The sequence below is a fragment of the Clostridium sp. KNHs205 genome, from assembly GCF_000702945.1.
GTDB lineage: Bacteria > Bacillota > Clostridia > Lachnospirales > Lachnospiraceae > Anaerocolumna.
Map to the genome: position 1 here is coordinate 142,302 of NZ_JNLE01000003.1, position 17,196 is coordinate 159,497.

The 17,196-nt window shown below is 40.0% G+C and carries 14 protein-coding genes; 1 reads left to right on the forward strand and 13 read right to left on the reverse strand.

The features are described 5' to 3' along the window. Positions 1 to 33: 33 nt before the first annotated feature. The 12 genes from BR73_RS26970 to BR73_RS0100730 all read right to left on the reverse strand — a co-directional run bounded on the left by BR73_RS26970 (position 34) and on the right by BR73_RS0100730 (position 13,932). Positions 34 to 1,848 carry a relaxase/mobilization nuclease domain-containing protein gene (locus tag BR73_RS26970; RefSeq protein ID WP_051684868.1) on the reverse strand — a complete coding sequence of 605 codons (1,815 nt, stop codon included), beginning with the start codon at positions 1,846 to 1,848 and terminating at the stop codon, positions 34 to 36. Then, positions 1,839 to 2,174 (reverse strand): plasmid mobilization relaxosome protein MobC, encoded by a 336-nt coding sequence (gene mobC, locus BR73_RS0100680; protein ID WP_051684869.1) that lies wholly within the window; start codon positions 2,172 to 2,174, stop codon positions 1,839 to 1,841. The genes BR73_RS26970 and mobC overlap by 10 nt, the downstream gene beginning before the upstream one ends. Positions 2,175 to 2,568: 394 nt before the next feature. Then, the gene (locus BR73_RS29025; RefSeq protein WP_197032607.1) at positions 2,569 to 3,051 is read right to left on the reverse strand and encodes a hypothetical protein; all 483 of its coding nucleotides are present in this window, start codon (positions 3,049 to 3,051) and stop codon (positions 2,569 to 2,571) included. 57 nt (positions 3,052 to 3,108) lie between these two features. Next, positions 3,109 to 4,143: a ParM/StbA family protein gene (locus BR73_RS0100690; protein ID WP_242860598.1), complete on the reverse strand. Its 1,035-nt coding sequence runs from the start codon at positions 4,141 to 4,143 to the stop codon at positions 3,109 to 3,111. Positions 4,144 to 4,157: 14 nt separating this feature from the next. Further along, on the reverse strand, positions 4,158 to 4,538 hold the full coding sequence (locus BR73_RS0100695; protein ID WP_033163984.1) for a TnpV protein: 381 nt from the start codon (positions 4,536 to 4,538) through the stop codon (positions 4,158 to 4,160). A gap of 5 nt (positions 4,539 to 4,543) precedes the next feature. After that, complete coding sequence (locus BR73_RS0100700; protein ID WP_051684870.1) at positions 4,544 to 5,566, reverse strand: ParB/RepB/Spo0J family partition protein; 1,023 nt, start codon at positions 5,564 to 5,566, stop codon at positions 4,544 to 4,546. A 297-nt stretch (positions 5,567 to 5,863) separates the two neighbouring features. Next, positions 5,864 to 7,291: a 23S rRNA (uracil(1939)-C(5))-methyltransferase RlmD gene (gene rlmD / locus BR73_RS0100705; protein ID WP_033163985.1), complete on the reverse strand. Its 1,428-nt coding sequence runs from the start codon at positions 7,289 to 7,291 to the stop codon at positions 5,864 to 5,866. 22 nt (positions 7,292 to 7,313) lie between these two features. Beyond that, positions 7,314 to 8,255: an HD domain-containing protein gene (locus tag BR73_RS0100710; protein ID WP_033163986.1), complete on the reverse strand. Its 942-nt coding sequence runs from the start codon at positions 8,253 to 8,255 to the stop codon at positions 7,314 to 7,316. 588 nt (positions 8,256 to 8,843) lie between these two features. After that, positions 8,844 to 10,604: a glycoside hydrolase family 13 protein gene (locus BR73_RS0100715; RefSeq protein WP_033163987.1), complete on the reverse strand. Its 1,761-nt coding sequence runs from the start codon at positions 10,602 to 10,604 to the stop codon at positions 8,844 to 8,846. Between the two features lie 230 nt (positions 10,605 to 10,834). Beyond that, positions 10,835 to 11,680, reverse strand: a complete 846-nt coding sequence (locus tag BR73_RS0100720; RefSeq protein WP_033163988.1) for an ABC transporter permease subunit — start codon at positions 11,678 to 11,680, stop codon at positions 10,835 to 10,837. After that, positions 11,677 to 12,597, reverse strand: coding sequence for a sugar ABC transporter permease (locus BR73_RS0100725; protein WP_051684871.1), 921 nt, complete (start codon positions 12,595 to 12,597; stop codon positions 11,677 to 11,679). The genes BR73_RS0100720 and BR73_RS0100725 overlap by 4 nt, the downstream gene beginning before the upstream one ends. Before the next feature lie 48 nt (positions 12,598 to 12,645). Continuing rightward, positions 12,646 to 13,932 (reverse strand): extracellular solute-binding protein, encoded by a 1,287-nt coding sequence (locus tag BR73_RS0100730; RefSeq protein WP_242860599.1) that lies wholly within the window; start codon positions 13,930 to 13,932, stop codon positions 12,646 to 12,648. Between the two features lie 396 nt (positions 13,933 to 14,328). Here BR73_RS0100730 and BR73_RS0100735 point away from each other — a divergent pair, with 396 nt between their 5' ends. After that, positions 14,329 to 15,324, forward strand: coding sequence for a LacI family DNA-binding transcriptional regulator (locus tag BR73_RS0100735; RefSeq protein ID WP_033163990.1), 996 nt, complete (start codon positions 14,329 to 14,331; stop codon positions 15,322 to 15,324). Between the two features lie 241 nt (positions 15,325 to 15,565). Here the strand turns inward: BR73_RS0100735 and BR73_RS0100740 are convergent, their stop codons facing one another. Then, a complete protein-coding gene (locus BR73_RS0100740; protein ID WP_033163991.1) occupies positions 15,566 to 16,906 on the reverse strand; it encodes a PDZ domain-containing protein in 1,341 nt (446 codons plus the stop codon). Between the last annotated feature and the right edge of the window lie 290 nt (positions 16,907 to 17,196).

A 17,196-nucleotide genomic window follows, 5' to 3' on the forward strand; every position in this document is an offset into this window, starting at 1 on the left:
CTAATCTTACTTTCCCGTAAGCAGATGCGCTCCTTATCTTCTTTTATCTTGATTTCGATAATACCAGCTTGGTTCACTGTTTTTCTTAATTGCTTCTTCCAGTCTACAATACTCTTCTGTTTCATCAGAAATATACTGATACGTAATTCCAATTGACTTAAGTTTTTCATGGAATTGTTTAATAGAAACAAGCATATCATTACTATCAATTCCAATCCATTCAGCCTTTTCTTTATCTGTCATGGATTCATAGATTTCTCTTGTGACAGCCTTTGTGTAATCTTCTGCCTCAACTGATTCGTCCACGTTCCCTAGCATTTCAGACTTATTATCTGGTATCTCATAAGAATCCTCAAGAACTAAAACGACTTCCTCAGTAATTGCCACTTCTTCAACATTATCTACAATATATGTCTGTTCCTTATTATCTGTAATAGGCTCACAACTATCATCCACGCTCCAATTTGCAAACTCAGAACAATCCTTACTTTCCGCAACATTGACCTTACCATTTCGCTTCTCATCAAGAACCTTCTTTTCCTCTTTCCTCAAATACCAAGGCTTTTTAGGCACCTTCACATCATACACATTTCCAATCTCAACACTCTCTGGAACAAAAAGCCCAACATAAAGTACTTCTTTCAGGCAACGATTTCCAATTTTGATTTCTTTCTGTAGTCTCTTCTTTTCCAGTTTGATGTCATCCAGTTTCTTCCGATATTCTGGTTCTGTAGATATAATAGAATCCCAACCATGATTACGTGTTAACTTTCTCTTAAACTCTGCTCGATCCAGATACAAAGATTTCTGTTTCTCTGTCAGCCTTTCCAAATCATACTTAGCTAATCCTATAATCCCTGCTATATCCATAATATTCTTCACATCTTTTCGACAAAGAAATAAATATTCCTCCTGTAGCATATGCATCCGCTCCAAGTCTTCCTTATACTGAGCAGAATTATATTGAAATCGGCATTTCTCCACCACACGCATTCGATAAATCTTTCCATAGAATTTCTGTTGATAAGAATTCTTTGGCTTTGGCAGATATTTAACATCTGGTGTTAATACTCCTGGTGATTCATATTGATATCTTCCTTTTTCAAAAAACTCTTGCAGATTTTCGTTGGAAAATTCTTCACTAATAGTATCTAATCTCCGAAATCGTCTCATTTTATCTGCTTTAATAGCCAGATGAGCACCTTGTTTTAAGACGTATCCTAATTCCTCTAACAAATAAAGAAAATGCTCATAATCACCTGCTACACCACGACAATATTTCACATCATCTTCAATAAATTCACCCCAAGACCGTTCCTTTTCCCACTGCTTTCGATTCATATTCACTGGATGTTTGCTGTACTCCGCAGGCATTATAGAAAGACCATATTTCTCACATAAGCGATTGGTAATCGGCTGGATCTGATGTTTCCAGTCTCCCTTCTTATATTCGTATTTCTTACCCGTATCCATATTCACACTGTTAAAGACCAAATGCCCATGACAATGCTCCTTATCAGAGTGAATGCTATACACTGCTTCAAAGTCATCGCCCAAAAACTTCTGTGCAAACTCCCTCATGAGTTCTAATAACTGCTCCGGTGTTCCTTCGCCCGGAGGACAGGATATCACAAAATGATATCCCTGCCTTCCTCCCATCTTTCCATATAATTCTTTGGTTCCAACCATCTGTTCAAAAGCAAACTTTGGAACACAATTCCATCCACCAACTAGAACGCCACTTTCTGTCTTGGATTCATTCATAATATAATCCAAAGCATGTTTCAGATGATTTGTGATTTTCCCCTTCTTTCCAGCTCCTATATTCATAATTTTGGTTATCGCCATAACTGAATCAACTCCTTTAACAAACCTAAAATCACGCCTAATTGCATACACATCTGATCAATTCTGCTCTGTGGAATATATTTACTTTCATTCGCCCACTTTGCAGTCTGATTTACATTCGTAGCAACTCCTGTTATCTGTCTAATAATATTCTGTCTGTTATGAATATAATCTGCGTCAACACCACCATGCATAATTAAGTGTCTGACATATTCACTTTCTGACATGCCAGCCGACTTTGCCCCATCTACTAATTTCTGTAGTTCCGATTCCGATAATCGAATTGTCCTATTCTGTCTTGCCATACCTACTTTTATCTTTCCCATAATTGTATTCTCCTTCTTGAAATAATTGTTTACGTGCTTTACAACCTGAACACTTTTCTCAACCTAAAGATAAGTGCTGAGATTTTTTGCAAGATACGGATTTCGCATTGCGAAATCCTGTCGGGCACTGACGCACCCTTATCTTGTTAGGGATTCCATCCCTAAGACCCTGGTATATTTACAGCCATCCTCTATAAAAAAGGCGCAAAAAAAGACAGATCAGCATGAAATTTGCCTTCTGTCTCTTTTGCACCCAATATATGAAATATGGCTACAAATCTATATCCATTTGTAACCATATCCGCTCTATTATCTTTCCTTAAAATATCTGCTACCAAAATGAACACCTAATGTAGCCATTCTTCCATTTCTGGTAACACTTTTGTAACCAAACCTATTCCATCATTCCAAAATCAAGGAATTCGTTTTCCTCAATTTCAAAATCTGATTCTTTACTCAAATCATCAGAATCACTTCCTACTTTTTCTCCCGATGGATTTATTACACCAGTAGCAATTGTTGTAGGAAATATTGCTGTAGAATTTACTACCGCTGGCTGTCCTACAGTAACACCATTCTGAAAGGGAATCTGTTGTATACACATCACATAATTCCCGATCAGAGCTGGAAGATTACTAAGCACCCTCTCTTCCACTGACTTTACGATTCTGTTAGAAAAAGCATCTTCTTTTTCCCTTGTCTCAAAGTATGGATCTTGCTCCTGTCTTATGCATTTCTCATAATAATCTAGTATAGCAAGCACAACGAATTTACTCTGAGACTTGAATTCCTTCTTATCAAGAGCATGTAAGATTTCCCATGCCCTTTTATCTTCCTCTTCTTCCTCATAGAATCGGATATTCGTATTTCTAATCATTGAAAACTCCTTTCTCACAAGATATTAACCATATCAATCTATCAGAAACCTTTCTGATTAACGATTCTGGTTTTGTCTGCGAAGTCCCATATAACAGTAATACTCGTACCCTTTTGCCGTTGCACAGATATCTGTGATAAAGAATGTTTTATCTGGATTATACTCTCCAACGGTTTCCACCAACTTATAACCACCACCCATAATATGCAGATTCATAAGCTTGTCGTTATATTCAAAATCTTTTAGCTTAGCAAATATTTCAGCCACATACTCTGCTGCTGCATTTATGATCAAAGAATTATAAGGTTCATCTACTTTTGTTACTCCCGTTCTTAGAAAACGCTCAATCACATCATCCATAAGATTGGTGCCTGTTTCATCCAGAACTTTGTTGCGAATTCGAATCGCACACTGATTAACTCCAAATTTCTCCGTCCAAGATTTATTCTCCATTGCTCTTCTGTCATTGAGATACATGATGTTCATGGTTCCATTTCCAATATCCACAAGCATATTAATTCCAGTAAATTCTTTTAACGTCTCTGCCACCGCAGAATAGCACTGTGGCATTACCGTACAATCTACAAGCTCTACCAGATATTTCTTATCCAGATATTCAAAATCCACGTAGCGATTGCGAAGTAGATAAGACTTAAACGATTCTCTTTGTGCTTTCACCCATTTCAGAGGCAGTCCTACCGCTAGATGAATCTTTGCCTCATGCAATCCTCGAAGTTCCAGTTCCTTTGCAATTGCCGCCAACGTCAGAATATAATAATCATCATCTGCAATCTTGTCTGCCAGAAAACTCTTGTGCCCTTCTGATATTACATAATATTTGTCTTCATATTTCACATAATCCTTGCTAAAAATTGGCGCTGTTTCACTTGCTTCAGCGGATGCCTTGAAGCAAAAGTGCGCCGTCTTAATGTTGCCATAACCGTGGTCACAGCCAATAATTAAAGCTCCATTCATATTATAATCTCTCATTCGTTCTTCTCCTTTACCATTTGGTGTTGTTGTAGTTTCTGTTTGCTTTGGTATTCCCATAAAATAATTCTGATTTCCCGCTATTCTTGCGTTGCCACTCAAAAAAATCCCTCCCATTAGTGAAACTGATTTACAATGTCTTGAAATATAACTTCTTCCGCTATTTGTTTGGCTTCTTCCTGAAGTCTCCACATTTCCATGGTTGAACTGGAATATTTTAACGGATGACTCTTTAAATATTGCTCAGTCATAGAATCCAGCATCTGATAAGCTTCCTCATCAACCTCTGTTGCTTTCGCCATTAATTTTCCAAATCGAAATAAATGACGATACCGATCTGGATGATTCTCTTTCATAAAATTCATCCAAAGATGTCCATACTTTCCTACATGGATTGGCTCTTGTATTTCCGTCTCCGCAATTACTGGATAAAATAATCCTTCTCGTTCTTCATAAAGAACTCCCATGGAATCAAATAATGTTTTCTCTTCATTCATAATAATTACCTGCCCTTCTTCTCCATTGTTTTTGTCTTGGTTTGATTTAGGCTCCATTCTTTCACCAGCCTTTCAATCAGTTCGACTTTCTGTTTTGGTGTAAAATCAGATGGAAAATACCCTTCTAATGAATCTGCATAAATCTTTAGCTTTTCCCTCTGATTTGGTTTTTCTTCCCCAAGAATTTCATAGAGCATATCCATATCTAATTTTCCTGACTGGCTCATCCGCTTCATTCGATTTGCTTGAGATAAAGACGGAATCACCTGCTCCAATTCCATAACTGCATGAAGCTCATACTGTTCTTCTTCTGACAGATAAGAAAGTTCTACTGCGGAACGAAATGCCAGTTTATCTTCATCTACCATATCCAAAATCTTAGGTATTAGATTGGTGAGGCGAATATATCTTGCAATCTGGTTTCTGCTTTCTCCAATCTGTCTCGCCAACAATTCATCCGTCCGAACTCTTGGTTGTTCTTTTTCTAATGGCTGACTGTCTAATTGCCATTTACCAGAATCATCATAAGAACAAACCAATTGATTCAGCTCCAAAGTAGGATTATCTAACTTCGTCCCCACTGGAGACAAAGTTCCATCTTGAAACAAATCATTTCGCTTCCCCTGTTGCTTCATTGCCTCCAATTTCATCTTATAAGCAAATGCCTTTTCACTTGGTCTTATATGCTCTCGTTGGAGATTACTGTCGATCATGGATATTGTGGCTTCTGCATCATCCATCTGCATGACCATGACAGGAACTGTATCAACACCAGCCCATTCACAGGCAGCTTTTCTTCTATGACCTGCATTAATTTCATACCCTTCTCCATCAGGATTAGGTCTAACACTCAGCGGAACCAATATTCCCTTTTCATCAATGCTTTTGGATAATTCAAACAACTGCATATCATATTCCACCCGAAATGGATGCCCTTTAAACTCATGCAATTCACTGATTTTAACGTTTCCCGTCTGTAATTCCTGTTCGTTGTTCCATAATGAACACAATTCCTTTGATTTCTTCATCTTCGCTTTCCTCCTATTATCGTAGGTGTCATGTGAAAACCGGCAAAAAAAGAAGACCGCCTGCTTTCACATCAAAGATGTTGAAAACAAGCGGTCTTTCGACTTTTTCCTATGAAGTTGTTGATGGTTTATTTTACTGAAACAATCAAATTTATGAACAATATATTTTTGTGTCCACTCATACCAGTTCTATAACTACCGAGACTTTAATCTCATTGGAAATCTCTTTTTTTCTTCCAAAATTCGATTTCCCAGTGAACTTAAAAACCCTCGCAAAGTGCGTAAATTCAAGAATTTCTACATATTCACCCTTTGTAGACAACAGACGGTCTCCACATGCACCGTATGTTGGAACTGGTCTACCGGCTGAACCTTCTTAAGTTCATACCCCCTGCTGCTAAGATACTTAATATCTCTTCCAAGGGTGGCAGGATCACAGGAAACATAAACAACTTTCTCGGGTGCCATCGCAACAATGGTATCCAGAAGGCTTTCTTCGCATCCCTTTCTGGGAGGATCCACCACGATAACTTCTGCATAAATCTGCTCCTTGCGGTATTTCTCCGGAAGCACCTCTTCCGCTGCACCAACAAAAAATTCAGCATTCTCTATCCCGTTAAGCTTTGCATTCTCCCTGGCATCTTCAATTGCCTGAGGTGTTATCTCAACACCATATACCTGCTTTGCTTTCTCTGCCAGAAATAAAGAAATGGTTCCGATTCCGCAATACAAATCCCAAACCGTTTCATTGCCTTTTAACTCAGCGAATTCCAGAGCCTTCTCATATAACACTTTAGTCTGGACAGGGTTAACCTGATAAAAAGAGAGGGGAGATATGCGAAATTTAACTTCCCCTATATAATCAGTAATATAAGGGATCATAGCAGAATTATCTTCTTCCATCCCTTCTGCCTCAAGAGACTTGTCCCAAAGCCCAATTACCTTATCCCCTAGTATGACATTGGTCTTCTCCTTGTTGACATTCAGGGAAATACTCTTCATACCCGGTATTTCCTTAAGTTTCTCTATCAACTTCTCCTTAACAGGCAGATCTTTACCATTAATCACAAGGCAGACCATAATCTCATGGGTAACAAAACCTACACGGGTAAGAATATGCCTTACCAATCCTTTATGAGTCTCTTCGTCGTATATGCTGATATTCTCTTCCTCCAGAAATTTTCGGATAACTCTTATAATATCCTCATTTTCCTTTGCCTGAATACAGCAATGCTCTGTATCTATAATTGAATGGGTGCCACCGGCATAGAAACCAATGGCTACCTTTCCGTCTTTATTTTTTCTTACCGGGAACTGCGCCTTATTGCGGTAATAATAGGGGGTTTCCATTCCAATGATGGGGTAAAGGGTATACCCCTCTGTAATTCCTCCCAGCCTTTCAATACAGTCAGTTACTTTCTTTTGTTTTCTGTGAAGCTGCTCTTTATAATCCAGGTGCTGCAAAGTACAGCCGCCGCACTGATAAGCAATGCTGCACTTAGGTTCCACCCGGTAGGGTGAGGGTTCTATTATTTCCATAAGCCTGGCATAACCGTAATTCTTCTTGCACTTCATTGCTCTGACACGAACGGTATCACCGACTAAAGCATTCTTAACAAATAAGGTATATCCCTGATATTTGCCAATACCCTCTCCGTCATTTCCCATATCTTCTATGGTTATGGTGCACTCTTCATTTTTCTTTAAGACAGTATCTTCTTTCACAGTTTATTCCTTCCGTTACATCTTAAAAGACTGTCCTTCTGATATTGGATTCGAACAGCCTGTTCATACCAAGCCAGGTAGCTTTCTCATCTCCACCGTTTAAGAATTCCGTCATAGTCTGAAGCTTGGCATCCGTATTGTCTGCAAAGTTAAGTGCCAGTGCTTCAATAATAGCAGGTTTTTTAGGAGAACCGTATTCCAGTTCACCATGGTGTGCAAGGATGCAGTGCTTTAACTGAGAAGCTAAAGCAGACGGAAAGCCCGGTATTGTCTTAATTCTGGCACTGATAACTTCCGTGCCGATATAAATATGTCCCAACAGCTGACCATCATCGGTATAATCATTCTCCGGAAAGCGTGACAGCTCTTCCATCTTTCCGATATCATGGAACATAGCTGCGGCAACCAGTAAATCCCTGTTTAATAGTGGATAATGGTCTGCATAATAATCACACAGCCTCACCACACCTAAAGTATGCTCCAAAAGACCGCCAACAAAACTATGGTGTACACTTTTAGCCGCAGAATGTTTCTTAAACCTGTCCGCAAAGTCATTATCCTCTACAAAAAAGCTCTCTAAGAGTTTTCTTAAGTGGTTATCTTTTATTTTACTAATATATTTTAACAGCTCACTGTACATCTCATTAATATTTTTCCCTGAAGTAGGTACAAAATCCGCCGGATCATATTCTCCTTCATGACTTCTGCGGACTCTCTTTACGTTAAGCTGAATTGCCCCCTGAAAATTCACGACCTGCCCCTCGACGTGAATGTATTCCATGCTTTCAAAATGGTCGATACCTTGGGATAACTCCCACACTTTACCGTCCAATGTTCCGGATTTATCCTGTAACAGCAGGGAATAATAGCTCTTACCAGCCTTCGTCTTGAGTGATTGCTTTGTTTTGCACAGATAGGTTTCAGAAATCATTTCCCCATCTCTTAAATCATTAATGTATCTCATCCTAACCTCTTTCTAAATAACCATTTTACTCCGCTCTTTATATCATATTACGTTTTATGTCAGAGTAACACAACTCCTTTTGAGTTTTCTGTATGACTCATTATAACCTATGGTTTACCTCATTTCAACCGCTTTAGCAACATTGAAAAAGGACTGTCCTAAAATACAGCTTTACGGATTGGACTTTTCCCACGCACAATTTGCCTGAACACCGACAGGTTTTATCTGTTGAAATTGCGCATTAATTGTCCGCTCTCAACATAAAATCCTATCGTCTGTCAGCCAAAGAGTACCCAAAAGAAAATCATATCCTAAGTCTGTATTCCTGCAACAGTCCTGCTTATCTACTTTATATCATACAGTATTTATAACATAAACTTTATAGCATGCAACTTTATAAACATACATTTAAACATACAACATTTTAAACATACAACTTTTTAAACATATCCATTTTAAATTATATCCACTCTATAACCTACACACTAACCTATCCGCTCTTAACATTTCTACTTAAGAATATCCACTCTATAACCACACACTAACCTATCCACTCTTAACATTTCTACTTAATAAAATACTCTAACTCTACTCTATAAAATAGATACCAAATCCATAAGCCGAAATAATTGCCTGGTTCCTGCTTCTGTCCATAACATTATGTTCCAATAATATCACGGCATTTTCCGGAATATTTGCTGCTTCCTCCTGTTCCCCGGCATTTAAGCACACAAGAATCCTTGAACTTAAACCCCTCCGAACAAAAGAGTACAGTCTGCTCCCCTTAGCCGCCTGAACAGCCTCATATCCAGAGGCAGCGGTAATATACTTCTTTCTTAAGGAAAGAACCTCCTTAATAAATGCTTCAAAGTCCTCATCCTTGCTCTGCCACTCCATAGGCCTTCTGTATTCTGCCTCAGTTATCCCGGCAATTTTCTTCTCATCTCCGTAGAACAGGCTTGGCACTCCGGGAAACAGCATCAGAAAGATATAGGCAAGCTTCCACCTTCTGATATCCTGTCTGCAAAGAGATAAAAATCTTGGCACATCATGAGTATCCAGTAAATTCAACTGCCCCAGTGCGATATTAGTGGGATACCGAAGCAGCATTGCACCAATATCTCCGGCAAACTGAAAGGCATCCCTGCTGCCAAAGGCAAAAAACTCCCTGCAATGTTTCCTAAAGTCATAATTCATAGTAGAATCAAAGGCATCTCCCCTAAGCCAGCTTTCTGCATTTTCCCATACCTCACCGATTAGTACTGCCTCGGGATTCTCCTCCCTGGCAGCCTTTCGGAAAGCTCTCCAGAAATCCCTTGCCACCTCATTGGCTACATCCAGCCGCCAGCCATCTACTGTATATTCCTTAAGCCAATGTCTGCACACTCCGGTAAAGTACTCCTGCACTTTAGGGTTAGAGGTATTAAGCTTTGGCATTTTCTTTTCATAGGCAAAGCAGGCATATCCCGGTACCTCCCCGTTCTCCGGCCTTATTACCGGAAAGGTAAGGTCATAAAACCAGTCTTTATATATCGATTTCTCTCCGTTCCTTACTACGTCATCAAAGGCAAAGAAATACCAGCTGCAATGATTAAAGACACCGTCAATAACAATGCGCATGCCCTTACTATGAACTACCTCCACCAACTCTTTAAACTCTTCATCACTGCCAAGACATGGATCGATATGGTAATAGTCCAGCAGGTCATATTTATGATATTCTCCTGCCGTAAAGATGGGATTCAGATAGATGCAGTTAAATCCCAGTTCTTTAATATAATCAACATTTTCCTTTATTCCCAGTATGGTCCCGCCCAGGAAAGCCTTTGACAGGTTTCCATCTTCTAAGTGAAGCTGTTTCTCCTTTTTATTCAAGGTTTCTTTTCCAGTGGCAAAGCTGTCAGGAAAAATGTTATAGACCACTGCTTCCTTAAACCACTCAGGAACCTCCGGTATTTCATCTCTTAGGATAACAGGGTACTGATAATATTCACTGCGGCCTTCAATGAGCCTGCCTTCCAGAGTAATATCCGGTAAATCTCTGGTAAACCTGTCTGCATAATAATATACCCAGTCCTCTCCTTCCTCCAGTTTGAAATAATAGCATACCCTGTTAAAAGGTGTATCAAATACCGCCTCATAATAAGCAAAAACCTCGTCTTTTACAACAGCCTTCATAGGCAGAGGGGTAAATTCCACCGGGCTTTTACTGCATGCCCTGTCCCCTATATATAAACTGCAGGTGATTGTGTCTTCCGCTGCTGTCCTTAAACGAATGGTCATATTAAACTCACTGTTTGGAAAAGCATACTGAGACTGAGGAATATGTAAGATTGCACTTTTGTTCATATCAGTATCCATCTATCGCAGGCGCACCTGGGATATAGCCATAATAAATTGAAAGAATTACGATGGCTTCCTTTCTATGTTTAGTTTCTTTCAATCTGGGTGCCACGGCAGCCCCATGGAGAATTAAATATCTGTAACCAGATGAAATGCTTTACCTCCTGGAGCTCTGCACAGCAATATTGCAGCAGGCTAAATTTACTTCAACCTCTACTTATCCATAATACATTTGCCTACCCCTTAACTCCTCCGGAGGTCAGACCGGATACCATATATTTCTGAATAAAGAAGAAAATGATAAGAATCGGAATGGATACCAGTATGGCAGCTGCTGAAAACATGGACCAGCTCCTGCCGTAATCCCCGGTCTGTAACTGATATAAGCCGCCTGCCAGAGAGTAGCTTCCTTCACTTAACATAAAGGTGGTTGCAAACAGATACTCATTCCATACAAAAATCAGGATCATAACAGAGGTTACAATAATTGCAGGTCTTGCCAACGGAAGTATTACAGCTGCCAACAGCTTTAAATTACCAGCTCCGTCTATTTTTGAGGCTTCTTCAATTTCAAGGGGTATCGTATCAAAATACCCCTTCATGTTCCATATTCCAAAGATACACATGGAACCCGCATAGATAAGAATCAAACCTAAATGCCTGTTTAAAAGTCCCATTTCCTTAAATAACCGAAATAAAGCAAACATAGATAGAATCTGAGGAAAAGCATTTAGAAGCAATAATAGCTTTAACACACCTCCCCTCCCCGGAAATCGGAATCTGGAAAAAGCATAGGCTGCTTCAACAGAAACACCCATGGCAATGACCATTGTACCCACACTTAAGATCACTGAGTTCTTAAGCCAGATAAGAAAAGGCTCCTCTGTTATTATGGCTTTAAAATTATCCAGGGTAGGATTACCCGGAAGAAAAGTAATTTCTGAGGATAAGGCTCCGCCTCCTGAACTTAAGGAAAGAGAGAGGGCATAGAGTATTGGAATCAGTCCCAAAAAACATAAACATATAAAAACCAGGTTAAGCACAGTATAACCTACTGCTTTTCGTACTTTATGCTTTGTCATACGCTCCCTCCTTTCTTCCTTAATGCCTTCTCATCGGTCTCCTTCACTCCCCTGTTGGTAAAAAGGGAAAGCGCAATAATAATTACAAATATAATAATGGATACTGCAGAAGACAGTCCGTAATTGTTCGAAACAAATGCATTCTGATGTGCATATGTAATAATTGTCTGTATCGTCGCTCCTGTATAGGCACCTTTTTGCATGGTAAGCAGATAGAAGATATCGAACTGCTTAAAGGTAGTAAAGGTCGTCATTATGACGGCCGGAGCCATAATTGGCTTAATAAAGGGAATCGTAATATGCAGATTCTGCTTCCAGAACCCTGCACCATCCAGTTTTGCACTCTCGTAATAGCACTTATCTATGCTTTGCAGGGCTCCGTCAATCATCATAATCATAAAGGGAAGAGCCATCCACAGATTTAAGATCATACAGGATAGAAAAGCAGGTATATTCTCAGAGAGAAAATTCACCTTTGACAGTCCAAGAACTGACAGGAATTTGTTGAATAACCCGAATTCCGTATTGAACATACCAACCCGCCACAGAAGAATGGATACGTAAGCAGGCATCGCCCAGGGAAACATAAGTAAAGTCTTATAGAGCCGCCTTAACTTAAGTCCCGGTGCATTTAGCCCCAAGGCGATAAAGTAAGACAGTACCAGCTGTATTACCATATTAACTGCCGTCCAGAGAAGAGTAGTTAACAGTGCCTTTAGAAAGCCGGAATCCACCTTAAACAATGCCCTCTTAAAATTCTCCAGTCCAATAACCCGGTAATCCAGCCAGTGAAACAGATTCATATTAGTCAGTGATATAAACCCGGTATAAAGGATGGGGAATACGATTATGATCCCAATGAGAATCATTGCCGGAGATGAATACAGCCATGGCTGATACTTCTTTTTTCCTTTCATTCTATAACTTCCTTCCTGCACAGTGATGTCTTAACCTTCTATTGCTGTTTACTGCATATCAGCAATGGCAGTCAAGGCTTCCTGCTGATATTTATCTGCTGCTTTATCCAGATCTTCGCCGGACTTATTAACCGCTGCCAGAAGAGATTCCGTAGGTGCCCACATTACTGTCAGCTGTGGTATATTAGGCATGGGCTGGGCTGTTTCAGCAGTTTTTTTCATAGTTACCACCATTTCATTGGCAGCAACTTCTGTATCCTCATAGGCCTTTACGTTGGCCGGTGCACAGTTAGATTGCTTCGCAAGTTCCGCTCCCAGCTCTTTGCCGGCAAGTGTTTTCAATACTTCGCCAATGGCATCCTTTTTGGCCTCAGCTGCATATTTCATAACACATACTCCCTGCACTCCTGCAAAAGGAGCAAGATTCCTGCCATTAGGCAACGTAAAGTCTGCCAGAGACTTATAGCCAAGATTAATACCGGCTTCTTTGATACCGGATATCAGCCAGGGACCACCGATAATTGCTGCTGCCTTTCCTTCATTGAACAAGGTAGTTACTGTATTGTAATCCCCATCAGCCTGAAGCTCTGCGAATTTCTTATTATAATCAATAGCCTCCTTGGTTGCCGCGTTATTAAGACCAGGTTCCCCGTCTGCGTTAAGGATAAATCCTCCGAAGCCGTTTATAAAGGGAGAGACATTATATGCTGTGGAATGCTGATTTACTACTGCATAAGTGCCTGCTGCCGTATCGGTATTCTCTTTCATGTACTGGTATAACTCTTCTGTAGTATTTGGCACCTCGCCCTTCCATAAGTCTTTGTTATAGAGGAACAATAAGGTTTCAAAATATACCGGCAGCTGATACTTCTTCTCTTTGTAGGTACCTGCCTGTACTGTCATAGGTAACAGCTCTGTGAGGCTTTCATCCCCAATAACATCTGTTATGGGAGCAAGTATCCCCATTTCTGCAAACATTCCCACGGAATCATGTGCATAGAGGTACATATCCGGGCCGTTTGCTGCATCTGTTCCATACAATTTGATCTGATCTGTCAGTCCGGCTTTTTTCTCAAAGGCAACTGTAATCTTTTTGTCTTTTAAGCTTTCATTCAGGCTCGTCTGGATAATCCCCATAATGGCTTCATCACCGTCATGCCAGATCTTAAGCTCCACAGGTTTTGTCTCTGTCTCTTCCTGGGAGGCCTGATTCTCACCTGCTTCACTTCCCGTTACTTCCGGTTCCTTTACGGAACTTACCGTGTTGTTCTTACTACACCCCGCCAGGCTTATAACAAGCAATACGCAAAGCATGGCCTTAACAATTTTCTTCATAATTACCTCTCCTTCTGCCGTTACAGCGGCGCTGAAATTTTCTTACACAGCCTGACATGATGCCTCATTCCCGGTATCCTCCCATTATGTGCTGCATCTCCTTATAGATGTGCACTACCACAGATCAGGGTGTGAATCATGTTTTTAATAATTCACACTAATACCTCCTATGCAGCATCTGCTTGCAGATGTGTCACTGCCAGAAATCATAGCCCTTAATTTTAGGAAATTGCTTTCCTTCACCCTTTCTAAAAACAAGCTCGGCTCACGTTTGTTTGTGTTATTTTTACCATATAAAAGTATCTCAGTCAATTATGTTTTAGTAAAATTAGTTGACTTTGTTAGGAAACCGCTATACTATAATAGAAAAACTGTATGTATTTAAGGAGGGATACTATGCCTATAACTATTGGTGATGTTGCAAGAGAAGCCGGTGTATCTATTTCTACGGTTTCCAAGGTACTGAATAACTGGACCACCATATCTCCGGCTACTGCTGAACGGGTACAGGAGGCTATCCGTAAATTAGATTATACCCCTAATTCCAGAGCTGTCAGCTTTGCGCGTCAGGCCACCAGGAATATTGTGTATCTGACCTCATTAAATAAAGATGAGGCTTACCATAACCCACATATGTTCGACATCATGTGCGGAGTTAACAGAGTACTTTCCGGGAACAATTACTCCCTGACTCTGGTGGATACCTCAGCAGACACAGAAAAAGGAGAATCCGTAGCGAATGTTATGTCCAAGAAATGTGCTGACGGCATGATCATTCATGGTTCTGCTATAAATAAAGAAATCGCTGATCTGATAACCAGGCAGCAATTTCCCCATATCTTAATCGGCCATCCGGGGTTTGACTCCCAGCTATGCTGGGTTGATACCAACCACGCTCTGGCAGGACAGACTGCCGCTGAATATCTGATATCCTGCGGCTATGGTGATGTCGCATTTATCGGCGGCAAGAAAACCGATTATATTTCCACCCAGCGCCTGAAGGGTTTTCTTGGCGCTATGCATCAATACGGCTATCTGGTTGGAGCAGATAAAATCTGTTATACAGATTCCGGCAGAGAGGAAAGTTACCAGTCTGCTCTTACTCTGTTAAAAGCAGCGAAACCACCAAGAGCTATTGTATGCGAGAATAACACCCTTGCCCTTGGTACTGCCAAAGCCATAGAGCAGCTTAAATTAAGAGTACCTGAGGACATTGCCTTTGTTATATTTGACGTATACCCTTATTCCAAAATTCTTGACCCCAAGCCGGTTGTAATTGATATCAATGTATACGATATGGGCATCCAGGCAGGTGATATGCTGCTGCGCAAACTAAAGAACCCCTCTCTGCAGATTCAGACCTATACCACCCTTCCAACAATAAACGCCTAAAGGTAAATTATTTTCCTTTGTAAAATTACAATTAAACAATAATTAATTAACCCGGTATTCAATAATTAAGTACCCCGGTTCTGGGTGCCTTGGTTGGAATCAAAAGTAACCTGCCGCAATACCTTCCGGCAAATAATAGCGCAAAACTTATCTTAAACCGCAAAAATGCCAGACAGAAATATAACCACTCTGTCTGGCACTTATTATATCACCAATCCTACTAAAAATAGTTTGGATTCAGTTATTTATTATTCACTTTTCCAAGTACCACTGACAATTTCATTTCCTTGGGTTCATCTTTTATTTTTCGCTGTATGGTTACTTCAACGGTATCCTTTGGCTTCAGGGAAGTTATGGTATTGTTAAAGACAGCTACACTGCTGATTGCCACGTCGTTAATAGCGATTATCATATCTCCGCTCTGCAGACCGCCTTCCAGTGCCGGTGAATTACCCTCTACCTCTGTTACGCAGATTCCATATTCAAGATTTTCTTTCTTTAGCTCTTTTTCACTCATATCACCGCACTTAATGCCAAAATAACTGCGTTCCGTCTGATTTACCATGCTCTGTATGCTCTTCTTGATTTTTGAGATTCCGATTACCGTATTTACATTCTGATTCTGCTCATCCTTTAACTTACTGGTTATGATACCAATAACCTCACCGGACATATTTACAATTACACCATCACTTTTCTCGTTGTAATTAATATCGGTATTGAACAGATCAATCTTATTATCAGTTATGTAAATACTGGAGTCCTTACTGGATATAATACCAAGTTCCATGGAACCCACATAGCCGTTTGGACTGCCAAGAGCTATCACTGGCGTACCCACCGTCAGAGAGTATGATTCTCCAAGCTTAGCCACTTCCAGGTTCTCTTTCATTGTATCCGGTATATCTTCAAGACTTACAGCAATTACAGCCAGATTAAGATCTTCATCATAATCCTGCAGACGAGCCTTTACCGACAAGTCATTGTTAAGCTGCAGTCTAAGTTTATCCTGTAATTTATCGTAAGTGGCCAATATAAGGATATCCACCTCATTATTGGCTATAATTAATCCTGTAGTTGCCCTTGATACATCATAATTCTCATTCTCATTTAACTCATCCACCTTGCTGCTGACATTGATGATGTTTACAATAGATTTATTAACTCCTGATGCTATTCCTCTTATTTCACCATATATGCTGGCTAAATCCTTAATATCTGCCGCCACATGGGTGGTAACATATACTGTTTCCTTCTTATCATCCTCCTTATCCGAAGGGGTAGGTGTGGGTGTTACAGAAGGTGTAGGAGTACCGGAAGCTGTTGCTTTTCCTTCATCATCCGGTGTAAGTGTCGGGAATTCCACTGTCTTTTTATCTGTACCGTCTCCAAGCAGTTTAACAATAAAAGGATTCGCCAAATAAAATACTACTGCAGCTACTAACGCAAATACACAAGCTAAAATAATCGTCCACAGAAGCGACAGCAGCATACGAACCTTTCTGCTCCTTCTTTTGGACGATATCTGTTCTTGTATAAATAAATACTCGCTGGATTCCTTATTGTATTTATCCTCTGACATTTTTGATTCTCTCCGGCTTTTAGTCTAATATTTTGTACATGATGGGACAATCCGTATGTTTATTTTATCACGGACATATGAACATTGTATGAATGAATTGTAAACAAACGACAGATAGCAGGTTATTTTCAATTTAATAGTTTTATTTTTACCGTAAATAAGGTAAAATAGGGGACGTGGGAGCTGACAAATACTGCAACTTTTAAGAGTTAAATTGAAACTGTCCAAAACCAATGTTTCGATCAGCACATTGGTATACGGAAAATCACAAGGATTTTTCTTCACAGTTT